Annotated in this window: 18 protein-coding genes and 1 pseudogene; 10 read left to right on the top strand and 9 right to left on the bottom strand. The window is 58.7% G+C overall.

Features of this window, described 5'->3' with window-relative positions; genetic code table 11:
• Positions 1-174 precede the first annotated feature (174 nt).
• Complete coding sequence (locus RRX38_RS01960; protein ID WP_315961273.1) at positions 175-2,136, top strand: methyl-accepting chemotaxis protein; 1,962 nt, start codon at positions 175-177, stop codon at positions 2,134-2,136.
• Positions 2,137-2,255: 119 nt separating this feature from the next.
• Here the strand turns inward: RRX38_RS01960 and RRX38_RS01965 are convergent, their stop codons facing one another.
• Complete coding sequence (locus RRX38_RS01965; RefSeq protein WP_315961274.1) at positions 2,256-2,732, bottom strand: DUF1566 domain-containing protein; 477 nt, start codon at positions 2,730-2,732, stop codon at positions 2,256-2,258.
• Between the two features lie 555 nt (positions 2,733-3,287).
• Positions 3,288-4,091 (bottom strand): XRE family transcriptional regulator, encoded by an 804-nt coding sequence (locus tag RRX38_RS01970; RefSeq protein WP_410524860.1) that lies wholly within the window; start codon positions 4,089-4,091, stop codon positions 3,288-3,290.
• Between the two features lie 318 nt (positions 4,092-4,409).
• On the opposite strand from RRX38_RS01970, the gene mqo reads away from it, so the two are divergent.
• From mqo to RRX38_RS02000, 6 genes and pseudogenes are all read left to right on the top strand, one after another.
• A complete protein-coding gene (gene mqo, locus RRX38_RS01975) occupies positions 4,410-6,056 on the top strand; it encodes a malate dehydrogenase (quinone) (RefSeq protein ID WP_315961276.1) in 1,647 nt (548 codons plus the stop codon).
• 772 nt (positions 6,057-6,828) lie between these two features.
• Positions 6,829-6,969: pseudogene (locus RRX38_RS01980) on the top strand (integrase); the annotation flags it as partial.
• 165 nt (positions 6,970-7,134) lie between these two features.
• The gene (locus RRX38_RS01985; protein WP_315961277.1) at positions 7,135-8,238 is read left to right on the top strand and encodes a hypothetical protein; all 1,104 of its coding nucleotides are present in this window, start codon (positions 7,135-7,137) and stop codon (positions 8,236-8,238) included.
• A 2-nt stretch (positions 8,239-8,240) separates the two neighbouring features.
• Positions 8,241-10,472 carry a Mov34/MPN/PAD-1 family protein gene (locus RRX38_RS01990; protein WP_315961278.1) on the top strand — a complete coding sequence of 744 codons (2,232 nt, stop codon included), beginning with the start codon at positions 8,241-8,243 and terminating at the stop codon, positions 10,470-10,472.
• Complete coding sequence (locus RRX38_RS01995; protein WP_315961279.1) at positions 10,459-11,673, top strand: patatin-like phospholipase family protein; 1,215 nt, start codon at positions 10,459-10,461, stop codon at positions 11,671-11,673. The genes RRX38_RS01990 and RRX38_RS01995 overlap by 14 nt, the downstream gene beginning before the upstream one ends.
• 236 nt (positions 11,674-11,909) lie before the next feature.
• On the top strand, positions 11,910-13,283 hold the full coding sequence (locus RRX38_RS02000) for a hypothetical protein (RefSeq protein WP_315961280.1): 1,374 nt from the start codon (positions 11,910-11,912) through the stop codon (positions 13,281-13,283).
• An 883-nt stretch (positions 13,284-14,166) separates the two neighbouring features.
• On the opposite strand, the gene RRX38_RS02005 is transcribed toward RRX38_RS02000, so the two are convergent.
• The 5 genes from RRX38_RS02005 to RRX38_RS02025 form a co-directional block, all read right to left on the bottom strand.
• Complete coding sequence (locus tag RRX38_RS02005; protein WP_315961281.1) at positions 14,167-14,742, bottom strand: hypothetical protein; 576 nt, start codon at positions 14,740-14,742, stop codon at positions 14,167-14,169.
• Between the two features lie 147 nt (positions 14,743-14,889).
• Complete coding sequence (locus tag RRX38_RS02010; protein ID WP_315961282.1) at positions 14,890-15,057, bottom strand: hypothetical protein; 168 nt, start codon at positions 15,055-15,057, stop codon at positions 14,890-14,892.
• A 14-nt stretch (positions 15,058-15,071) separates the two neighbouring features.
• Positions 15,072-15,962, bottom strand: a complete 891-nt coding sequence (locus RRX38_RS02015; protein ID WP_315961283.1) for a manganese catalase family protein — start codon at positions 15,960-15,962, stop codon at positions 15,072-15,074.
• Positions 15,963-15,999: 37 nt separating this feature from the next.
• Positions 16,000-16,515, bottom strand: coding sequence for a ferritin-like domain-containing protein (locus tag RRX38_RS02020; RefSeq protein WP_315961284.1), 516 nt, complete (start codon positions 16,513-16,515; stop codon positions 16,000-16,002).
• 313 nt (positions 16,516-16,828) lie between these two features.
• Positions 16,829-17,206, bottom strand: a complete 378-nt coding sequence (locus tag RRX38_RS02025; protein ID WP_315961285.1) for a hypothetical protein — start codon at positions 17,204-17,206, stop codon at positions 16,829-16,831.
• A gap of 212 nt (positions 17,207-17,418) precedes the next feature.
• On the opposite strand from RRX38_RS02025, the gene RRX38_RS02030 reads away from it, so the two are divergent.
• From RRX38_RS02030 to RRX38_RS02040, 3 genes are all read left to right on the top strand, one after another.
• Entirely contained in the window at positions 17,419-17,754 is a 336-nt protein-coding gene (locus tag RRX38_RS02030; RefSeq protein WP_315961286.1) for a general stress protein, read from the top strand.
• 882 nt (positions 17,755-18,636) lie between these two features.
• On the top strand, positions 18,637-18,888 hold the full coding sequence (locus RRX38_RS02035; protein ID WP_315961287.1) for a DUF6124 family protein: 252 nt from the start codon (positions 18,637-18,639) through the stop codon (positions 18,886-18,888).
• A 216-nt stretch (positions 18,889-19,104) separates the two neighbouring features.
• Positions 19,105-19,734, top strand: a complete 630-nt coding sequence (locus tag RRX38_RS02040) for a glutathione S-transferase (RefSeq protein ID WP_315961288.1) — start codon at positions 19,105-19,107, stop codon at positions 19,732-19,734.
• Positions 19,735-19,878: 144 nt separating this feature from the next.
• Here RRX38_RS02040 and RRX38_RS02045 read toward each other — a convergent pair whose 3' ends face one another.
• Positions 19,879-20,916 (bottom strand): hypothetical protein, encoded by a 1,038-nt coding sequence (locus RRX38_RS02045; RefSeq protein ID WP_315961289.1) that lies wholly within the window; start codon positions 20,914-20,916, stop codon positions 19,879-19,881.
• Between the two features lie 177 nt (positions 20,917-21,093).
• Positions 21,094-23,628: a TonB-dependent receptor gene (locus tag RRX38_RS02050; protein ID WP_315961290.1), complete on the bottom strand. Its 2,535-nt coding sequence runs from the start codon at positions 23,626-23,628 to the stop codon at positions 21,094-21,096.
• Positions 23,629-23,963 lie beyond the last annotated feature (335 nt).

Below are 23,963 nucleotides of genomic sequence, written 5' to 3' on the forward strand. Positions count from 1 at the left end.
CGATGGGCTTCACGTACGGTTCAAGCTCAGCCGCTTGCAGCCGAAACAGTATGAATGGAAAAAATTACTGCCAGGGTCGGCAGTTCCTTGATCCCCTTCGGCTCTATTAAACGTCAACTTCATAGAACGTATGCCCGAGGTAGCTTTAACCACCTTTGAATGATTGAGCCTGCCATGATTAAGAACGCGTCTTTAAGTACCAAGTTATTGCTTATCCTGATTCTTCCCCTGCTGGGTTTTCTGGCTTTCGCAGGGATCTTCGTGGCGGACAAGCGCCAGACGCTGACGGAGATGAATCGCGCCGTCAACGCCACCAACGCAGCGCAGAAGTTGAGTGACGTGGTCACCACCATCCAGCGCGAACGCGGTGCCAGCGGCGTATTCCTGGGCAGTGGCGGCAAGACCATGCAGGACAAGCTGAAAAGCCTGCGCCAGGAAACGGACAAGGCGGTCAGCGCGATGCGTGCGCAATCCACCGAGGACCTGCCGTCACCGAACAGGATGCTGCAGGCCATGAATGACCTGACCGAACTGCGTCAGAAAGTGGACTCGCTGGCCATCAACAATACCGAGTCCGGCACTCGCTTCACCGACCTCATCAAGAACCTCATCGGCTTCTCCTACTCGCTGGAAACCAGCATCGAGGAGCCGAAGATCCTGCGCGCCTTGAGTTCGCTCAACCAGTTCGTCGACATGAAAGAGCGCGCGGGCCGCGAGCGCGTACTGCTGGGCCTGGCGTTCGCCCAGAACCGTTTCGATGCGCCGTTGCTGTCGCGTTTCAGCCGTAACATGGGCGAGTTCTCCGGCTACTTCGAAGCCTACCAGCGCTGGGCACCGGCGGAGTTCAAGACCAAGCTGGATGCGGTGCTGCAACAACCTGCCTCCTTGGAAGTGGCTCGCCTGCAGAAGCTCGGCTTCGATACACCGCTGGGCGAGCCGCTGAATATCAAGCCCGAAGACTGGTTCAATCTGGCAACCACGCGCATCGACATGATGGCCCAGGTCGAGGCCGAGCTGGGGCAGACCGTGATCGGTCTGGCCACCGTCGAGCGCGACCAGGCCCGAAACAGCCTCTACATGGCGGTCGCCACCGTGGTGCTGATATTGATTGCGGTGCTGTGGCTGGCCTCGGTGATCATTCGCAACATCAAGATTGCCGTGACCGACGTGAACCGCACGCTCATCTCGCTGGCCACCCGTGATCTGACCGCCAGAACCCAGTACACCGGCCAGGACGAGTTTGGCGAGATCTCGCGCAACCTCGACAACATGGTGCAGCAGATCAGTGAAGTGATCCGCGAGATCGAAAGTGCCACGGCACAGGTGGCCACGGCGGCCGAGCAGTCTTCTGCAGTGGCCTTGCAAACCAGCAACAACGTGGCGCAGCAGCGCCTGGGCACCGATCAGATGGTCACGGCCATCAGTGAAATGAGCGCCACGGTCAAGGACGTCGCGCGCAGCACCACCGACGCCGCCGAGATGTCGCAGCGCGTCAACGCCAGCACGGTGCAGGGCAAGACCGAAATCGAGAACACCATCAGCCTGATCCAGGGGCTGGAAGTGCAGGCGGAGCAGACAGCGCGGATCATCCATGAACTCAAGGGCGAAAGCGATTCGATCTCCTCGGTGCTGGATGTGATTCGCGGCGTGGCCGAGCAGACCAACCTGCTGGCGCTGAACGCCGCCATCGAAGCGGCGCGTGCGGGCGAACAAGGGCGCGGCTTTGCCGTGGTCGCCGATGAAGTGCGCAATCTGGCGAAGAAAACCCAGGATTCGACCGTCAGCATCCAGGCGATGATCGCCAACCTGCAGGCCGGCTCCGACCGTGCAGCCGTGTCGATGCAGGAGACCCTGGGCAAGGCCCAGGCCGGGGCGAGCAACGTGGTGCGCGCCGGCGAGCTGCTGGAAGAAATCGCCGAGGGCATCGCGACCATCAGCGACAGCAACATCCAGGTCGCTTCGGCCGCCGAACAGCAAAGCCAGGTGGCCGAAGAGATCCATCGCAACGTCAACGACATCAATGCCCTGGTCATTCAGGTCAGTGCCGGTGCCGAACAGACCTCCGTCACCAGCCGCGAACTGGCCCGTCTGGCCGAGCAGCAGCAGGGGCTCGTAGGGCGGTTCACGGTGAGGTGATCTCCGTTGGGTAGGGCTTCAGCCGTGAAGCGCTTCACGGCTGAAGTCGATTCCACCGACCCAAGTCGCCTTGGGTCCCAGGCTTGCCTGCGTTCCGCTCGGCAGGCTTCGTTTGCCGATTACTGAATCGGCACTTTGCGCACAGGGCGGACCGAGCGTGCATAGCTTTTGCCGCTCAGACTCTGTGTGCCATCAGCGAAGTTCAGGCAGAGCGCACTGCTGGTCGTGCGCTGCGAACTGGACCACGTCCACCCCCAAGGACGGTCGTCAAGGTTCAGCCAGGCCTCGTAAAGCTCGGCGGCAGCTGGCAGGTAAAAGTCCGTATGGCCGTCAGCTGCGTAAGCGGCTGCAGCCTGTGCCGCTGGGTGGGTGGGACCAGATTCGAGCAGCGCTTGCGTGTTGGCCAGCCCATCGATGAGGCTGGTGGCTGACGACTCATCGTCGTATGGACCCCATTCCAAGCTGTCGATATCGCTGTCGGCGATGATCAGGTGGTAGGCGGCATTGCCATTGCGGGCTGGGGCGATGCCAGCGTAGATGCCGCCTTGGCCTGGCCACACCTGGCCGATTGCTGGGGGAATGATCGAGTTGTTCATGTGGTTTCTCCAGTTTGGTTTTTCCTCTGGCCCTCGCATGAAGGCCAGCCAGTGAAGTGGTAATTCCGTTTCGAGAGAGCCTTCAACCAGCGGTCCATGCCGCTGGCTCCTCGTTGTTTGGCGGTATCACCGGTCGCGGGCCTTGGCCCCTCACAGCCAGTGTTGCGCTGCGACAGGTGAAAAATTAGCAAAAGCTAAATTATCAATCAATAGCTAATGCTAAATTTCATTGCGATTGCGGGAATGATCCGTATCTCGCAAATGATGAATGGGCGCTCGACGCAGCGCTGGCGTCCGGTCCTGAACCAGGGACTGGGTTGCGATTCAGAAACGTCGTGGGTGGGGGGAGAGTCGAGACGGGCTGTGCGACTGTCGTCTTTCGCAGCCGTGATGGGTGAGGGGAGTTCGGAGAGAGCAACGAGTCAAAGGGGTAGAGGCACTGGAACAACATCCTGACGTACTACAGCCCCGTGCGCAGGGGCCATCCTCGCAGGGTCTGCGAAAAGCTTTCAGAGTTGGTGCTTTACCGGAAGGCGTCTGTATCGTCCTAACCGCTTACAGCAAATGCCCGTTCCATACGTACAACACTTTTGCCTGGATATGCACTTCTTCCCGTCTGATCGTGCGGTCTTTATGCATGGCGTTATCCGAGATCATTTCGTAGTGGTCGGCATCAGCCACCTGCAGGCGTTTGACATAGAGCATGTCGTGCCAAGTAAGAAGATAAATCCCGTCGCCGATGAATTCCCGCACCGTCACGTCCACGATCAGCGGATCGCGATCACGGATGGTCGGCTCCATGGATTGTCCCCATCCCGTGAGCATTTTCAGGTGCCAGGGCTCTTCGAATCGCAGGCCCATATCTCTAAGATGGCGCAGGCTGACCTTCACATCCTGCAACATTTCAGGGTATTCGGCCGGAATTTGACCGCTACCCATTGCCGCACGCACATCGTAATGCGCAATCCTGATCTCGTCGCCGACCTGACCGGAGGTGATGGTCGAAGCCGCAGTGCCAATACTCGTCTCATCGGCGGCAGCCAGCAGGCGCGCCTTGGCATCGGCGGTCAGGTTCTTGCCGTGTTTCATCAACATCTGCCTGACTATTTCGGCAGCGGTCGAGCGGGTAACGACCCGCTGATCGATGTCGGATTCGCTGGCGGGCGATACCAGGGTCCCGGAAGGCAAGCCAATTTTTTCTTCCAGGGTGGCTGCGGCTTTCTCACCCATATTTCGATGCCCATTCAGAATCTGGGACAAATAGGACGCGTCCAGGCCGTGCTGCTTCGCGAAATCCTTCTGGGTGGCGCCGGCCATGATGGACCTCAACGCCTTGACTCTGATCATGTTTATATCCATCTGCCAATCATCGCTGCCACTTGGCAATCAGTAAATTACCCTTGGCTGATTTTTTTACAGATGAGCAACTGCTGTTTTCTGCACCAAGAGGCCTGCCGCCAACCAGCCTGCTGGTCCGCCCCTTTTACCACCGTCTCATACCGGCAACACCTACGTTGCCGCCCCGTGACACCCTCCCAAAGCACGCATGCCCGTTCGGCTGGTGCCTTGAACTGCCAGGCCATCGAGGCCTCGTACGGGCAGGCGCAGGCGGGTGTACGGCGCGTGCCGTGCCTCGCCGCATGGGCGAGAAAGGGGCAGGGCCTCGAGGGAGCAGAGATGAAGTACGCAAGCAAGCTGAAATGGGCACTCACCGCCGTTGCGTGTGGCGTGCTCAGCGCGCAGGCCGCGGAAACCAGGCGGGTGGATGTGCTGCTGGTCGGTGGCGGAATCATGAGTTCGACCCTGGCAGTGTGGCTCAACGAGCTGGAGCCGGGTTGGTCGATGGAGATGGTCGAGCGCCTGGACAAGGTCGCCGAGGAAAGCTCCAACGGCTGGAACAACGCCGGCACCGGCCATTCGGCACTGGCCGAGCTGAACTACACCCCGGAGAAGGACGGCCACATCGACATCACCAAGGCGGTGGAGATCAACGAGTCGTTCCAGATAACGCGCCAGTTCCTGGCCTGGCAGGTGCGCCAGGGCGTGCTGCAGAACCCGCCGTCGTTCATCAACAGCACGCCGCACATGAGCTTCGTCTGGGGCGATGACAACATCCGCTTTCTCAAGAAGCGCTACGAGGCCTTGCAGGCCAGCCCGCTGTTCCGCCCCATGCAGTACTCCGAGGACCCGGCGCAGATTCGCCAGTGGGTGCCGCTGATGATGCAAGGCCGCGACCCCAACCAGAAGCTGGCGGTGACCTGGACGCCCATCGGCACCGACGTGAACTTCGGCGAGATCACCCGCCAGTACGTTCGCTACCTGCAAAGCCGACCCAATTTCGACCTGCGCCTGTCCACCGAGGTGCAGGACATCACGCGCAACGACGACGGCTCCTGGCACGTTGAATACAAGAACCTCGATGACGGCAGCCGTGGCGTCACCGACGCGAAATTCCTGTTCATCGGCGCGGGCGGCGCGGCCTTGCCGCTGTTGCAGAAATCCGGCATCGAAGAGGCCAAGGCCTATGCCGGTTTCCCGGTGGGTGGCTCGTTCCTGGTGACCGACAACCCGGCCATCGCCAACCAGCACATGGCCAAGGCCTACGGCATCGCCGCCACCGGCGCGCCGCCGATGTCGGTACCGCACCTAGACACCCGGGTGCTGGACGGCAAGCGCATGATCCTCTTCGGGCCGTTCGCAACTTTTTCCACCAAGTTCCTCAAGGAGGGTTCGCTGCTCGACCTGTTCGGCAGCATGAGCGTGCACAACACCTGGCCGATGGTGCGTGTCGGTGTGCGCGAGTTCGACCTGGTGCAATACCTGATCGGCCAGGTGATGCAGTCCGATGACGACCGCTTCGCCGCCTTGCAGACCTACTTCCCCACTGCGAAGAAGGAAGACTGGCGACTCTGGCAGGCCGGCCAGCGCGTGCAGATCATCAAGCAGGACGAACAGCAGGGCGGGGTGCTCAAGCTCGGCACCGAAGTGGTGGTCTCCGGCGACCGCAGCATCGCCGGCCTGCTCGGCGCCTCACCGGGTGCCTCCACCGCGCCGCCGATCATGCTCGACCTGCTGGGCAAGGTGTTCAAGGAACGCCTTGCCACCCCGGCGTGGCAAGACAAGATCAGGCAGATCATCCCCTCGTATGGCACCCACCTGAACGACCACCCCGAGCAGGTGCAAAAGATGTGGGCCTACACCAACCAGATACTGCAACTGGCCCCGGCGCCGGCCATCGACAAGCGCCAGGACCCGAGCAACCCCGATGACATCGACCCGCTGGGGCAGGGGAATCAGGATGCGGATCCGGATCTTAGGCCTTGAGTGTGTGAACTGCCGTATAGATGAGAACGGCGAAATTTGAAGACTTAACGGTGCCGGAGCAGCGTGTCGAAGCGATTTGATTCCCTCCCGTGTTCACAGGGGAAGAATGCCGGATGAAAAGCGCCGCATGGTGCGTTGTGACGGTGATGGCCGCGATGTAGTTTTCGGGATGCACAGGTTTCCGCTGTCCTGATTCGATTCCTGTCTCCGGCACCGGTTAAAACTACCTGCAGAGCATCATGCGTGAGGCGAAGCGGCTACGGCTGATCACGCCCTGCAGCAACGTATTCGCTTGGCCGAGTAGTGCGCCAACCTGTGCCCGTCTCTTTTTGTGGAAAGAGATGGGCACTTCCACCACTGCTGCAGCCCTGATCGCACATGGCTTTGCGGCAATCCCCCTCGTGACAATCGGCGTGACAAACGCCGATGTCACCAGCAACAGCGCTGTAGATGATGGTGCCGCAGACCAGGGAATGGACTGCACCTCACTGACAGTCAGGCATGCCCCCGGTTATCGCATTGCTGCTTGCACATGGCTCAGGATCTTCAGGCGCTGGTCTCGTCAGCCAGTGCTGCCTCCACCCGCCCACCGGTAACGGTGTTCAGGAGGCCAGATCATAAGATGCCCTTGCTCCCGGTCGTAAGGAGCCGCCCGTCCCTCGAAGAGGACATTCCCCACAGGTCGCAGGGGCCTTGATCCCTGATAACACTCAACATTTTTGGCGGGATGACTTGGGGCGAGGCTCGGAGATCGGATGATGAGGTGACTGACATGGCATTGGTGGGTAGAAGCGATGGCCGTAATTTCGGCTACGGCAGGCAACTGAGCTATGCAGGGCCGGAGGCGCTGAAAGATATGTTCGGCGGCCGCTACTACGGCACGGTGAAGGCACGTTGTGATCGGTGGCAATCTAGTTTAAGTCAGGGGTAAGCATTTCCCCTGAGAGGCAAGAATTCCTGACTAAATCGCTTATTTTGTGCCTGTATTGATTTTCCGGCACAGCATGCAGTAATTTCCAATTCTGGTTAATAATGGCCCAAGGCCATCCTGGCGACGCTCCGTTCTAAGGGATCTAGTATGCACATTGTTCGGTTTTTCCCCATCGGCAACGCCGATACCTGTCTCATCGAGCTGGCCAATGGACGTCGAATTCTCTTCGACTTTGCTGACATGCATAAAGCTGATGATCCTGAGGACAAGCGTTGCGACTTAGAACAGGAGCTGCGGGACATCCTGGGTGACGAAAAGACGATTGATGTGGTCGCGTTCACCCACCTCGATAAAGACCATTGTAACCGCGCGAAAGAGATTTTCTGGCTGGATCATGCCGCCAAGTACCAAGGCGACGATCGCATCAAGATCAAAACTCTTTGGGTCCCAGCGCATGCCGTCCTGGAGGTGGGGGCTGAAGGGCAAGCTCGTACCCTTCGTTCTGAGGCGCGCCACCGATTCCTTCAGGGCGAAGGAGTACGGGTGTTCTCTCGTCCTTCGGAGTTGGATGATTTTCTCACCGAGCGGGACATCGACCCGGCCAAACGCCGCAACTTAATTAGCGATGCAGGCACAACTTGCCCAGAATTCAACCTTGCTCATGATGGTGTTGAATTCTTCGTCCATTCGCCGTTCGGTAAGCGCGAAGGTGACGGCGTAGTTCGCGTTCGCAACGCCGATGCGCTGTTTATGCAGGCTACGTTTGAGGTCGAAGGTCAGCAGACCAAGATGATCCTATCGGCAGATGTACCCCACGACGTCATCGACGACATTGTGTTTGTCACCCGATATCACGACCGTGAGCACCGCCTTGAGTGGGACATCAACAACATCCCGCACCACTGTAGTTATACGGCTCTGAGCGACGAAAAAGGCGAAGAGAAGACCGTCCCCTCTGAGTCGTCGAAATGGCTCTACGAAGAAGCCGGTCAACTGGGTGGGCTCTTGGTATCTACCAGTAAGGTTATCCCGACTGACGACCAAGATAAGCAGCCTCCGCATCGCCAGGCAGCCGCATATTACAAAGATGTAGCCAAAAAGCTGGGCGGTGAGTGGGTGGTCTCCATGGAGCATCCGACGAAGTCGAAGCCAGAACCGCTGGTCATTGAAATCAAGAGCACCGGCTACAAAGTCCGTAAGCAGACGCCGAAGGTGGTCATCACCACCCCCGCGCCACGCGCGGGAAATTGACCATGGGCCAGGAGTACGAAGCGCCGCGGTCCTCTCTGGCTCGCTCAGTAGTGCGGTACTTGAGTGAGTCGCCGAACTACCCGTATGCGACTCTGACGAAGGTGAGCCGTGACGGTACTCACGACATCCTCGACATTGAGCTTGAGATCGAGTTGGAGCAGCGGCGCCTGGTGCCGATTCGACCAAGGGAGCCAATCCAGCTTGTTTTCATGTCCAATGACGACTCTTGGCAGCCACGGGTGGTGTCGAGTCGTGAGGATTTTCCTGTAGGTATGGTTCACACCAACCTGGATCGTGATGTAAACGGTGGCCTGGGTCTGTGCATCTGGGAGGAGGGTTGGACCGACCTGGCGACCAATCTCACTGGCCAAGCCTTGATAGAAAGGATTCGATCCTGGTTCTCCTCGATGGCCGCCGGCACTGTTCACGATGACGATCAGTTCCTAGAGCCGCTGATTCATGCGGGTTCAAATACCCTGATCATTCCTTCAGGGGAGATACTCGGCCCGTGGTATATCCAGATTGCATTCAAGCACGAAGGCCGTACCACCATCGGAATGTCTAGGGAGAAACCCGAGAAAAATATAGAGGGCAACAATTTCGCGATCTATACACCGCAGCTTCCTGGACTGCTACACCGTGGGCTTGCCAGAACGCCTTATGATTTAGGGGCGTTACAGCGCCTCTGCCTGGACCTAGGGTTTGATCTGGTTCAAGACTTGGCTCAGTGGTTGATGGAGCCTGCTCAATTGAATGATGCAGATAGTCGGCAACCGATGTTGATCCTCACCGTTCCCAAGCGGCGGAGGGCCGATGGGCCAGACGAGCAGTCGGAGGTTTGGTGCTACACGCTCGGTGAAAACCTTGCCCAGCTAGGGGAGCGGCTGGATGTAACCATCACCGAACCGAAAACTGGGCTCACTACTTCCAAACTCTTCGGAAGTACTTCTAATGCAGATCTTTCCTCCATCTCCATGGATCCTTGGCGTGTCGTTCAGAGACTCGATCGTGTCAGCGCCCGCCACTTTGCCGGGACTGAACATAAGAGTGATATTCCGTTGCTGGCGATAGGTGCCGGCGCCATCGGCTCGAACGTGGCAATGATCGCAACCCGTTCGGGCATAGGGCCCTGGGTGCTGGTCGACGGAGACATTACGTTGCCGCATAACACGGTCCGTCAGGTGCAGAGAAATGCCTCGGTAGGCTTCCCGAAAGCGAGAGAATTGCAGATCGACCTTGAGCAAGTGCTAGAGGAGGGTGGGAATACAGCAATTCCCGTCAACGTTTTTACACCTGGAGAGCACGCGGACGCGCTCAATGCTGCGGTCCAAAACTCCCAGATTGCTGTGGATTTTAGCGCCTCACCTGCGGTGTTGGGCTGGTTATCGGACCAGCCCGTTAAACGTGGTGTCAGTGCGTTTTTCGGCCCTGATGGCTCTGATCTAGTGGTGCTTGCCGAGGATAATGGTCGAGATACCAAGCTCGATGAGCTTGAGGCTCAATACTTCTGGGCTGTGGCTACCGAAGCTCAGCTGTGTGGGCACCTGTCTGCTGCGCGACTGGACCGTATCCGCTATGCAAATGCCTGCCAAGACCTTTCGCGGCCTCTCCCACCATGGCAGCTTCAGACGCTTTGTGGTCTTGCTGCCGGGCAGTTGGCGCAACTCATTGAAAGCGAAGGTACAAGCTTCAAAGTCTGGAGACTCACTGCGGCAACAGGCGCTGTACAGGCATTGGCTTTGCCGGTGCAATCAGTCAGTCGGTTTGAAACTGGTCAAATGCGAGTGACGATTACAGCCGCAGCTGTTCGAACAATGCGTGAGCTGCGTCGCCAATCTGGAAGGAACGAGACAGGAGGAGTTCTGATCGGTACCTTCGACTTGGTGCGCAACGTGCTACACGTTGTTGCAGCACTTCCTGCTCCTCCAGATAGTAAGCAAGCACCAACCTATTTCATTCGAGGCATCAAAGATCTTAAGCCGCGTATCGAAGCGTTGGCTGACGGCTCTGCTGGACGTTTGCATTACATCGGTGAGTGGCATAGCCATCCCGGAGGCGTGGCGGCTCGACCTAGCGCTGACGATGAGAAGGTCTTTACCCACCTGGATACCCATTTGGGGCCGCTAGGGTCGCCATACGTGATGTTTATTTGTGGGGAGCGGGACAGTTGGCTTCGTGTGGGATGGAACGAGCGTGGCGTAGTGGAGGGAGTGGTGACATATGAGTGTGAGTGATGCCCTGCTGGTTTCTCAGGATGAAGGTACCGACAAGATCGCTCTAGCTCTGTCGGGCGGTGGCTCTCGAGCTATGGCATTCCATTTGGGCTGCCTCCGCGCATTGCATGACCTAGGCGTGCTTCAGCGGGTTTCTACCATCACCGCAGTTTCGGGTGGGAGCGTTCTGGCGGGCCTATATTGCAGTCACCCTGGAGACTTCGAGGCCTTTGAAGCAAGGGCACGTGAGATTCTTCGGGAAGGCTTCGCCAAACCTGCGCTCTGGAGGGCATTGAGTTCTGCTGATGGGATTAAAGCCGTAACTTATGCCAGTGCGCTGGTGGTCGAGCGAGCGGGGGCGTTTTTCTGGCGAATCGGCCAACGGTTACTCCGTAAGTGGAAGGCAGGGGAGCATTGGCCTAACTCAGCACCATTCCTGCGTAAGGCCAGTCGCACCACCATCATGCGAAATGTCTTCAGCAAGACGTTCAACGGCTGTCTGCTGAAAAATCTCCGAAAGGATCGACCACAGCTCATTGTCATAGCCTGTGAGCTGCGAGCAAAGGCAGCGTTCTACTACACCAAAGATCGCCTTCATTGCTGGCGGTATGGATCCGCTAGCTCTGAAGGGGTCGAGCTGGCTGATGCTGTCGTGGCCTCAGCAGCATACCCCGCATTTCTTCCTGCCCTCGACCAGCGTCTGCTTTTCAGTAAGGCATCGGAAGAGCAGGCGCATAGGATTACCCTCACTGACGGAGGCGTTTACGACAACCTGGGCTTGGCTCCGCTCTGGCCGGACCGAGACTTTTCGGAAAGTCTCCCGGTGCCACGCCATGATTGGATTATTGCCTGCCGAGCAGGTTATGGCCTCGAGGTCACTGAGCCTGCTTCGATGTGGGGCGCGCGCATGGGGGCATCGTTTGAGAGCGTGTTCGCAAGAGCCCAGAACCTAGCGATGAAACGCCTTTTTGACCTCAAAGACCTAGGCAAGCTCAAGGGCTTCATGTTGCCCTATCTCGGTCAGAAGGACAGTACCCTCAAATTTACTAACCTGGATATGGTTACCGCTGAGGCCACAGCGGGCTATGCGACCAATTTCAATGCAATGGACAAAGAGTGGATTGAGCGTCTAGTAAGGCGAGGAGAGCAGATTGTCCATGCGCAGTTTAAAGAGCATTGGCAGTCATACATGCCCCCTAAGCCAGTCAAGGCCAAGGTCTAATCTCTTAACGCAGTGGCGCGCGCAGGTAAATGACTGTGCGGTGGATATCTAAATAATTTAAGAAAAATGAAAGATATATCGACTGGGCGATTAGTGACTCGCGGAGAGCGAATTGTGCAGGCTCAGTTTGAGCAGCACTGGTCGTCGGTAGAGCAGGCACAGCCGCAACCTAACCAAGAAACTGATAGGCTCTAAACTCCGAGCTTGGCATTGCAGAGAAAGGAATACACTCGCTTATGTTCAAAAACAAATTTTTTGCTTCTGCTGCTCAGGAAGATGGCGAGCCGCGTCGTAAAGGGCGCGTTTACGCTGCCATAGAAATTCCTGAGCTAGATGAGGGTTTGCAGCCTTATGAGGCTGAACCAGTCTACCTTGAGTGTGTCGATACCTCCTGGTTAAATTCTTTTAAGGTGAGCGAGAATGGTCCGAGTTGGAGCAAGTTATTTCAGATGGCACCGCTATCAGTACTTGAGCTGACTAGCTATAAACTTCCTATATTTCCTGAGAGCTCTAAGCCCGGTGATATTGCGTGGTTCGAATTTGGGTACGAGCCCGCTTCTAGCTCGGAGAGCGATGCGCGGATTTACACCAATCTCCTTTCTGAAGGAACGACGGTCAAAATATCCTTCCATGAGGCTCGTCCGCTTGGTTGGGCAGAAAGGGGGGGAATAGGGGATGTCGCACAAGCGCTGGCTAAATATAACTCTTCTAGTAACTCTCAGTATTCTCTGGAAAAGCGTTTAGCGAGGGTGTCTACTGCTGGCGGAGTTGCGTTTTATGATGTTGGGCAGGGCGCGTGTCAGGCTGCCATTGATAATGATCTGCACATTCCTCAACTTTACGTAGATTTCGGAGGGGGGGTGCTCACGAATAAAAAGACATTCCCCGATGGTTTTGCTGGTTTCTGCTTCACCTGCGACCCCATGGTCATTCTGTCTCATTGGGATTGGGATCACTGGTCTTCAGCTCAAAGGTGGCCTGAGGCTCTAAATACGCCTTGGCTGACACCGCCAGTGCCCTTGAAGCCAATCCAGCTGGCATTCGCTGCTGAGTTGCATGAACGAGGTTCCTTGCACATTTGGGACGGTGCATGGCCTGGGACTATCACTGCTGGAGCGGTCACTATCGAGCGTTGCACTGGACGGACGGCTAACGATTCTGGGCTAGCAGTCACGCTGCGTCGGCGGCGTAGTAGCCCTAAGAACTGTCTCCTCCCTGGCGATGCCGATTACGCCTGTATTCCTTCTGTTGTGGCTGGGGAGTCGTTCAATGCTCTGTGCATGACTCACCATGGCGGCAGGCTACACTCCCCGACTTATCCAAAAGCAAAGCGCGGCGCTGCATCTGTACTTTCTGCGGGGCCCCGAAACTCCTATCGTCATCCGCTATTTGACACAGTCGTGGCTCACTTGGAACACGGGTGGAGCTTGCCAACAGGTACGGCTTTGTCAGGACAGCGCCCATGCCATGTATTAGTTCCGTGGGGGGGAAGGCCACACATATTACAAGGTGGCTGTCACGCTGGGAGGTGCGCCACCGCTGTTTCGGCCATTGCTCCGGCAAACGGAAAAATCACCAAATTCGCCCGCCGCAGTGAGAGCGCTATGTGAGCCGAGCAGCTAAGCCCAGCCTCACCTCAACGATTGCTTCTGGCCGTTTGCTGACCTACGTCGAGGGCACTTTTGAGTCGTTTTCTACTGTTCATCCCCTAGCAGTTGAACCGGGTGTGCCTAGCTCTCACTGTATCCAACGCAATTTTCGATTCGATTCCACTGAAAGCCATAACCAGCTGATTTTTTTATAGATACCTTTTGAGGTACGCCAAAAAATCCACCAAATTCCAGCCCCGCGAAAACCGGGGCCTCCCGGCCAACAACCGTCCGTCTGTCTCCGCCATCGAATATCACTTAGAGCCACTCACCAGTGACGATATCGACCTGACGAAACAGGAAAGTCAAAATCAGCCCCAGTCAAACCACCCACATGCTAACCAAAGCGTCGCCCGCTTCAACATTCACGGATTTTCGATCCGACACCCATTCATTGGTGCGGAGGCTACGGCCGACGGTGGTTTCACGCTCGCCTTTAGCGACCACCAGGACGACATGCGAACCGGGTAAGTGAAGGAACGGAGTCTCTCGATATGCTGTTCACTGACCAACTGCCTTCCAGGCATTTACCTTGGGGCAGGTCACCCAGGCATTTGACCTCGGCGACCACCTGCGGCGTGCCCGTTTCATCACAAGCGTACAGGTCGGCCTTGCTTCGTTCGCCAATGGATAGGTCGGTCCATATTTCCAGTTCAGGGGTGTTCCAGGCATACAGACTGAGTTCCGCCTGAATCCAGTGCTCTCGAAAATTGTTGAGCTGCAAGTCGCTTTCGCCGCACCCTGACCGGATACCGCAAACAATCCGAACAGCACTGCCAGCGCACCAGCCCCAAACTGACTTGCACCGCAGCCAGCCTAGACCGACCAAACAATCACCCACCCATCACGAAAACCCCTCATCGTCAGTCACCCGCTGCAGCAGTTCGGCAATCTGCTCGCGATGAACCTGTTGCCTGTGCTGAGCCTCTTGCAGCGCCTCGACGATGGAGCGGCTTTTCGCCAGGTCGATCAATTGCGAGTACGCGTCGATCTGGCGGTCTTCCAGTTCGATGTAGCGCTTCAGGTATTGGTGTGGGTCACGAGGGAAGGGGTACAGCGCCTGTTGGCCCGTTTCGATTGCCTCGACCCGGCGGGCGAAGACTTTGGCAATGTCGAAGCAGTCGGTCTTGATGCTGCGGCTGTGCAGCAACTGGTGGAGTTCGTCTGGCGGCGGGTTGCGCGAGAAGCGCCCGCGGCGCCTCCTGGCCAGGTGCACGAGGATGGCGGCCAGGATTTCGGCGTTTTCGATTTTTTCCTTGGCGATCTGCGTGATGATCCTTCTACGTTCCGGCTCTCGATCCATCGCGGCGTTGACGAGGTAGGCGGTCGCGGACGGCAGTTCGCCTTCCATCCCGCGAAACTGCTCCAGTAACAGCTCGAACAAGGTGATTCTGTCTTTTGCCTTTAAGGAAGTGGACACGATGGCTCCTGACAGTCGTCAAAGGGTGGGTCGATGAGAGAAGCGTCGAGCGACGTGTTCGGCCAAAGTGACAGGGGAGCGTCCAATGCATGGCGTTAAAAAGGCCCGCATTGCTGCGGGCAATGTCTTGCGCGTTTCAGTAGCGGGTCATGCTCGTCGAAGCTTGGGCTTCATCGCGCTGAATGCCTTGACCATCTGACGGGCCTTGAAGGCCGACCTCAGGCCATGGGCTTCGGCGCTGTAATGGTCGAACGACTCGCCAAAGCGCTGCATCAGCTGCGCGCCCAGCTCGATTTCGCGGGGTAGGGTCTGCATGTCGACGCTCCTCATCAAGGTTGTTCCGCGGCTTTGCCCTGGGCGAGGCCCGAGCCCATTTCCGCGCCGGTGATGGGCAGGCTGTCAGGGTCTGACTCGGTGCGCCGCTTCATGTTGGCCAGTGTGGTTTCCTCTTCGGCCGACAGCGTGACGCTCGCCAGGCCGTCGCCGCCATCCACGGCTGGCTGCGGATCCTCGACGTACTCGAACTCGTCGCCGTTCCATGGCCCACGCACGCTGGGTTCGCCCTGGGAGAGGTTGAAGTACTTGCGGGTGAACTGCGGGTCACCCGGCAACTTGCCTTGCGGGAAATTGGGCTGAATGGCATGCAGCGCTTTCTCGAAAGACAGCTGGTGGGCGATTTCCCGGGTCATGAGAAAGCCCAGGGCGTCCTTGATACCGGGGTCGTCGGTCACGTTCATCAGGCGTTCGTAGACGATCTTGGCCCGCGCTTCGGCGGCGATGTTGGACCGAAAATCCGCCGTCGGCTCGCCGATGGTGTCGACATAGGCGGCGGTCCAGGGCACGCCTGCCGAGTTCACCAGCGGCGCGCCTCCGCCATACAGCAGGCTGGTCACGTGCGAGTCATTGCCTGCGCCGGTGAGTGAACGATACAGCTCGCCTTCCTGCTCGACGCCTTCGGCCATGCGGCCTTTGGCGCCACGGTTGAGCATGACGATGATCGAGCCGATCACCTCCAAGTGGCTCAACTCTTCGGTGGCAATGTCCAGCAGCAAGTCCTTGCGCCCGGCATCTTCCTCGCTCAGGCCTTGGGTGAAATAGCGGGCGGCGGCGGCCAGTTCGCCCTGTGGGCCGCCGAATTGCTCCAGCAGCAGGTTGGCCAGGCCTGGGTTGGGGTTGGCCACGCGGACGGTGTATTGCAGACGCTTGTTATGGATAAACATGATCTACCTCTTCATCGTCTAGCTAAGAGTTCAAGTGTTATTTTTCCTGGCTCGCCAGGGTGGCGGCCTGGTTGCCGCCTTGCTCGGCGATTGCGGTCAACTTCTCGTCGGCGCCTTTTTCTTCGGCGAGGGTTTCCTTGAGCAGCTTGGTCGCGTCTTTCATACCCAACTGATTGGCCATGGCGATCAAGGTGCCGTAACTGGCGATTTCGTAGTGCTCGACCTTTTGCGCCGCGCCGATCAAGGCAGCGTCCAGTACTTCGCCTTTTTCGATCTCGTCGAGCAGTTCCTTGCTTTCCTCCACCAGGCCCTCCATGGCCGCACACTTCATGCGCTTGAGCTTCAGCCCGGCGTTCTCGACCAGTTGGTCGATGCGCTCGATCTGCCCTTGGGTTTCTTCCAGGTGCGCTTCGAACGCTTCCTTGAGCAGCGGGTTGGTGGCGGCGCGTGCCAGTCTTGGCAAGGCTTTGGTGATCTGCTTTTCCGCGCTGTAGACGTCTGAAAGCTCGTGAATGAACAGGTCGTCGACAGTAGTGCGTGCTGATTTGGCCATGCTGGATTCCTCGGTTCTGTGGCGAAGATTGGGTAGAGCGTGATACGCCCTACACAAAGGTTGAGCAGGTCGAGCGCTGCCGCGTTCGTTCTATTTGCGAGAATCTGCGATGAGCGGTCTCATGGCTCATGGCTATCTGAATAGGTAGGTGATAAGCGGGCAAGATCGGTGATCGTCGCTAAAAATCGGGTAAGCGGATGCCTTCAAGCGGTGCTTTGCGGCGACCGCGCCTTGGCAGTGGATGGTTTCTTTCAAGGGCGGTCGCAGTCGGGGATGGGGGCTTCTGTTACCGCAGGGGCGGTGGCAGGACCGCTCACGCTCTGCTTCTGGGCATGTCGAGATTCTCGTGGTACTCGATGCTGAACAGGATCACGTTGCCTCTGTCCTGGGGCTGCACCATGCCGATGGAACCTTCGAGATAGATGCCGTTATCCAGCAGGATTTCCAGGTAATTGCTGCCGTGTGGCACCTGAAAGTCGGATAGCAGGCTCAGCCTGGCGATCTGGGCGATCGCGCATTTGTCGATGCTGACCAGCGACCTGATCAGGGCGGTCTGGCTCCTGGGCTGACCGCTGTATTGGCAGCAAAACCTGATCGCAGCGGGGCCAGAAAGCGCTGTAAAAGACATAAAACACCTGTGCACGGGCGTGATGAATATATTCGTGAGGCTAGCAGTCGTTAGTTGATACATGGGGATTACAGATCAGCGGTCGTTACTTGAACGCTTTTGGTCGACAGCAAGAATGGCCATGATCTAAGTGGCTGTTTGATATGTATTGGCCATTTAATAAGGCGGCGTTATGCCGTTGGTCAGGCGACCCTGATTTATTTGAAGTAAGTACACGAGGGGTGTGTCACAGCTGAACACAGAATGTCCTGTGTGATCGTAACGAGGAATACATCATGGCTCGTAATCAAGATGATCGTGAAAATCAAGGTAATGCTGGAAACTTCGCCAACGACCGGGAAAAAGCCTCCGAGGCCGGCAAGAAAGGCGGGCAGAATTCTGGCGGCAACTTCGCCAATGATCCAGAGCGGGCGGCTGAAGCCGGGCGCAAAGGCGGGCAGAATTCGGGTGGAAACTTCGCCAACGATCCCGAGCGAGCAGCCGAGGCCGGCCGCAAGGGCGGGCAGAATTCCGGCGGAAATTTCGCCAATGACCGGGAAAAGGCTTCCGAAGCGGGACGCGTTGGCGGGCAGCATAGTCATGGCGGAGGTCGTGGCAGCGATGACAACTAACTTGCAGCTTCGCCGAAAGACTGTTGCCTGACCATCAGATGGGGGAGTGAGCAGTCCTCCCATCCCCTCGAATGAATTGGCATCAATATCAGATGCCGCAGGTGTCCGCTTTATATTCTCTTGGGTTACATCAGCAGGACTGGGATTGCCCATCTAAGGGCTTTTATTCATTGACACGGTTCGGCTGGGATGAAACTTGTAGGCGCCTATGAAGTGTCGCGTCTGTCGTTGTAGGAGGAATTCTGGCCGTGAAAAGTCAGCCCTGTGCGTATAGCTTTAATTACCGCGACTATGTTGTAGCCGTATGTTTGACTCAACATCCGCATGGTGTGTTGTGTGAAATGCTGGTAGCCCGATCAGGAGCGCCAAGCTCTACAGATTCCATTCATTCGAATGCGTTCTATCGGGATGCGCAGTCCGCGTGCAAGTGCGCGGCTGTCGAAGCATTCGGTTTGATTGATCGTATTCATCGTGCTGGCTGCAACATGGGTTTGCAGCCTTCGGTCCATAGGGCGCCAAGAGGGCGGCTCCTGGATTGATCTGATCAGCGGGACTGTGGCCTGATTGCAAGACGCCTCCCTTTTCCTTGAGGGAAATTTCCTAGAAAATCCCGGCCGCTTGCGCCTGCCCGATTCGCTCTCTAGGCTGCCTGCCGTCGCTGGAAACAGCGGCAGGGCTTGGCCGCCCAGCCAGAGAAAGGATGCAGTCGCTTGTCGTCGTGGACGGGGTCCGTTCGCGTGCGTGTTATGGCAACTGTACAAGGGACACCCTCGGGTGTGCCGGATGCCTTCTCTCCGGTCGGCCAACCCTTGTACCGTTGCCACCTTGTCCGCTTGGCCGCGGCATGGTTGGCAATTCCTGTAAAACGAGAAGGAAGTTGCCATGAAAAAGATCGTCCCCGACCCACCGGTCCCCGCCACTCAGCCCAGCCCCAATCCACCACCCCTCAATGTCGAAGAGCAGCTCAGCCAGGCCTGGGATCTGCTGCGTTGCGCCAGCGCCACGGCCTTCGAGTGCGGCGACGGCCTGCATGGTCAGCCTCGCGACCTGGCCATGGCCACCTCGCACCTGATCGGGCTGGCCCAGAGTGTGATCGGCCAGCTCATCGACCAATGGCCCGGCGCGCGTCTCTAGGCCCCCCGGCTGAATGACCGGGCAAGCCCGCAGGTCCGGGCTTGCTCGCGAGAAGCTGGCAAAGTCGCTGAATCGGCTGTGAAGTCGACGCCGCCTTCGCGAGCAAGCTCGCTCCCACGGTCTGACCAGTATTGGGCTTGCTCGCCCATCGACATCTACTCCCGGATCACGCCGTGCTACTGTCCCAGGCTTTCAATACCAGGCTCAGGGGCCGATATGTCCGAATTCAAACTGCACTGCTTCGCACTCTCCGGCAACGCCTACAAGGTCGCGCTGTTTCTGACCTTGGCTCAGAAGCCCTGGGAAGCGGTGTTCGTCGACTTTCTCAATGGCGAGACCAAAACCCAGGCCTGGCGCGACACGGTCAACGAGCAGGGCGAAGTACCGGTGCTGGAACACCGTGGCCAGCGCCTGAGCCAATCCGCGCTGATCCTCGATTACCTGGCCGAAGTCACCGGCCAGTTTGGCGCGCAAACGCCCGAGGAAAAACAGGAAATCTGGCGCTGGATGCTGTTCGACAACCACAAGTTCACCAGCTATTACGCCACCTTGCGCTTTCTGTACGGCATCCAGAAAAGCGGCGAGACCGACGTGACGCGCTTCTTGCGCGAGCGTGCGCGGGCGGCTTACCAGGTCGTCGATGCCCACCTGGCCAAGACGCCGTTCCTGGTCGGCGAGCGCCTGACCATCGCTGATCTGTCGCTGGCCGGCTATGTGTTCATGCCCGAAGACACCGGCCTGGACATGCACGACTTCCCGCATGTCCAGGCCTGGAAGGCGCGCATCCAGATCCTGCCGGGCTGGCAGCACCCCTATGACCTGATGCCGGGGCCGACCAGCCTCTGAGGCAACGCGGAGTCGATATCGGCGTCAAGCTTTTGGTGGGAGCTGCTTCACCCTACAACAGGTCGGCAAGTTCGGCGCATCGGCTGCGAGTGTGACTCAGCCTTCGCGGGCAAGCTCGCTCCCATCGCCTGATCTTTAAAGGTATTAAAGTCGCCAGCAGCCTGCGTAGTGCTCACATACACCGGCGGTCTGATCGAGTTGCGCCATTTTTTGCAGGTGCTCCAGCTGGATCTGCGCAAACGTCTGTTGCGCAACATACCCGTGATAGAACTCGGCATCCTTGAGGCGTTTTTCCCGACTTTTCAAGTTTCGGTCGTGGGTTTTTCCAGCCCAAACGCTCAATTGCTCTGTGCTGACGCTGCGTAGCAGAGTAAGGCTGTCCGCTTCAAAACGAGCGTCAACACGCTTTTCGATCTGACTGAGCGCTTCGGCGTAAGCTCTCAGGTTGGCTCGATATTTTTCCCAGTAACTGTCGGGTAATTCGAATCCCACTTCATGTTTGCGCTTGGCTATCTGTGTCTCAACAGGCTCCTGGTCCTGCACGGCGATAAACTTGACTCGGCTGAGCATCTTCAACCGGGGAGGAAAGCTGTCACGCATGATCTGCTCAATAAGTTCCGCTCGCTCTGCCGTATCGGGCAACGCCGTAGGCGGCTTTGGAAACAGCGGGTTCTTGCCCAGACACGCGTCAGGAGCCTCGTTGACCATGGGGTAGTGCTGACGCCGATATTCGCCACCGACTTTTTGCAGGCGCACAAATTGCGCAACGCATAGACCTGGCCTTTCTTTGAAGCTGAGCTCGTACTCTGAGCCAGGCTGGGGTGTCAGGTTGAACGCGACAGAGCACTGCGTAGCATTGTTTTGTGTATTGACTCGGAAATACACAGGCTTTCCGGGCTCCATGCGAAGCTCGTAATAACTTTTGGTCCCTGCGGGGGGTGGAACGATCATATCCACCCGTTTGCGTGTATCGGCCACAAACAGGTTATTGAGTAATCCGGTCGTCCAGCCTGCGCAATGGTCGCCGTCGAAAAGATCAAGTGTGGCGCTGGAGTTGCCCGATATGTAACGCAACTTGGCCGCCTCCGGATTCGTGCTCTCGGGATAGGTGCCGTTGATACTGCAACCATGGAGTGTGACGGCCAGGGGGGCGAGCGCCATCAGTCGAAAGAGAGCAGGCATAGTCTTCCTTGAGTTAGGTCTTCGCGGTGCTGAAAGGCTGTCAGTGCCGTGTCCGGAGTTCCGGCCTTCGGCAATGGCGCGGGGTGAGACCGACTTCAGCCGCGGCAGTTCACTTGCAGCTGAAGCCATTCCCGTGGTTACCGATTGCGCACAGGCCCCGTCATCCTAGTATTTTCCTCAGAAGTCATACGCCAGCTTGGTGTACCAGAAGCCGCCGTTGGGGCTGAACGGTGGGTTGCCGTAGATGCCCTGGCCGCCGTTGGAAGGGCTGGCGACCACGCCGTTGCGGTCGGGGTAGACGTTGAAGATGTTGGTGCCACCCACGCTGGCGGTGAGGTTGTCGGTGATCGAGTAGGCGATGTCCAGGTCGGTGATCCACTTGGCGTCGAAGCTGCGGTCGGCGCGGGCGTCGTCGGCCCAGGTCTCGACCTTGCCGTAGCGGGTGGTCTGCAGGTTGACCGCGAAGCGCTCGATGCGCCAGTTGGCGCCCAGGACCCATTTGGTCTTCGGCGAGGCGGCCACCAGGTTGCCCTCGGCGGCGTGGCCGATCACCTCGATGCCGGAGGCAGCGAGGTTGGCCGGGGTGCTGCGGCTGCCTTCGATGGTGGTCTTGTTCCAGTTGAACGCCGCGCTCCAGCGCACGTCGCCGAACGCGCCCAGCGGGGTGCTGTGGTCGAAGACCAGGTCGAGGCCACGGGTGCGGGTGTCGAAGGCGTTGGTGTAGTAGCTCACCCAGGAACCTTCGGCCACGCCCAGCGAGCGCAGAATGCCGTTCACCGCGCCGTTGCCGGTGTCATAGATGTTCTGCGACAGCAGGATGCGGTCGTCGATGTCCACCACGTAGGCGTCCAGGGTCACGCTGGTGCGCCGCGCCGGCTGCCAGGTCAGGCCCAACCCCAGGTTGCGGGTCTTTTCCGGGTCCAGGTCGCTGGCGCCGAAGGCCTTGGCCAGCGCGCTGCCGGGGGTGGCGGTATAGCGCAGCGCCGGCACCACCACGCCTTGGGCGTTGACCCCGGTGCGGTTGTCGGCCACCGAATAGCCCAGCTGGGTCAGCGACGGGGCGCGGAAACCGGTGCCCAGGGTGCCGCGCACGGCCAGGGTGTCGGTCAGCTCGTAGCGCGAGTTGAGCTTGAGCGCGAAGGTGTTCTTCTGGATGTCGTCGTAGTGCTCCACGCGCCCGGCCAGGCCGATGTACCAGCGCTCGGTGGGGTTGAGGGCAAAGTCCAGGTAGGCGGCGTAGTTGTTGCGCTCCAGGTCGGCTTCGTCTTCGGGGCGAATTACCAGCGCAGCCTGGGCGCCGCGGCTCGGCCCGCCGTTCAGGCCGCTGCGCACACTCAGGTCGTACAGCGGGTTGCGGCTGCCATCGGCGAGCAACTGCGGGTAGGTGTAGCTGCCCACACTGTAGGCGTCGGCCGAGCCGGCGAAGGTCTGGAAGCGTTCCCAGCGGTGCTCCAGGCCGGCGGACACCTGCACCGCGAAGGGCAGCAGCGGCAGGCTGTCGAAATGCCGGGTGACGTCGAGGTTGTTGACCCATTGGTCGAACTGCAGGGTCGCCAGGTCGCCGAACGAGGTGGGCGAGGCCGGCCCGTACGTGGGGTTGATGGTCAGGTCGCTGGAGTGGTGGTTGCGGTTGCGCCCGTAGGTGGTAGAGAGGTCCCAGTTCCACGCGCCGAGCTCGCCCTTGCCGCCGAGCAGCCACTGCCAGTCGGTGTCCTTGATGTTGTTCAGCGGGTCGTAGCCGTCCGGGTACCGCTCGGGAATCGAGGCGGTGCTGTAGGCCAGGCGCTTGTTGTTGTAGATGGTCGCGTCGCGTTCGCCATAGGTGGCGTAGGAATACACGCGGGTGCTGTCGGTGAGTGGCAGTTCGGCGTTGTAGCCAAGGTTGAAGGCTTCCAGGTCGGGGTCGCCGTTCTTCAGTGCGCGATGGTCCCAGCTGTCCTGGCGCGTGTCGCCGGGGGCATAGCCCCGGTAGTTGGCGTCGGCCTTGTCGTAGACGAATGCCTGGTTGCGCTTGCGCGCGTCCGCCGAGACATGCAGGAAACCGCCGTCGCCGAGCGACAGGCCTTTGTCGCCCGCAAACTTGATGTTCTCACCCTGGCCGTCGCCAAGGCGGCCGTAGCTGGTTTCCAGATGCCCGCCGCTGGCCGACGATTTGAGAATCACGTTGATCACTCCGGCCACGGCGTCGGAGCCGTACTGCGCTGCTGCGCTGTCCTTGAGCACCTCGATGCGCTCCACGGCGCTGATCGGGATCAGGTCCAGGTCCACCGCGTTGGCGCCACTGGTATCGATGTTGCCGCCGGCGGGCATGGCGCCGTTGTGGCGGCGCTTGCCGTTGACCAGCACCAGGGTATAGGCCGGCCCCAGGCCACGGTTGGTCAAGGGCCGGGTGGTGGACTGGAAGCCCGAAGTGTTGGCGCCGAAGTTGAACGATGGCAGCAGCTTGGAGATGGCCTCCGACAGCTCGGCGCGACCGGTCTTGAGCAGTTGTTCGCTGTTGATGATGTCGATGGGCGTCGGGCTGTCGGCCACGGTGCGCTGAGCGCCGCGAACGCCGGTGGAAATCACCGTCACGGTTTCCAGGCGGGTGTCATCCTGGGTGTCGGCCCAGGCGCCGGGGGCTAGCAGGCAGGCCAGGGTCAGGCCCGACAAGGTGCTGGTCTGGGGGATAGACAGGGCAGAGCGGTGCAGCTTGGTGGCGGTCAGGGTCATGGGTGGTTCCAGATCACGGCAGTGGCCAGGCCGCTTGCGGCGGGCTTGGCAGTTGGGCTCGAGCGTCGCTGCCGGTGGCAGGCAGGCGGCGCTTGTCGGTGGGTTCTGGAGCGAGGCGGGTGGTGGTGGGTCGCTCGGGTGACGCCGCTATCCGGGAGGCGGCCGGTCAAGCGAAGGTGAAGTCGAGGCTGATCTTATAGTTATGAAAAAGAGTGGGAAAATTCTTTTTTGGAATATTTTAATATTTAAATAACAAATCAAATCTATGTCTGATTATGTTATTTGGGTATTTATTGCTGGGCGTGCAGGTTTACCAGGCCGCTGTTTTCAGGCAC

It is taken from the genome of Pseudomonas sp. DTU_2021_1001937_2_SI_NGA_ILE_001 (assembly GCF_032463525.1).
GTDB lineage: Bacteria > Pseudomonadota > Gammaproteobacteria > Pseudomonadales > Pseudomonadaceae > Aquipseudomonas.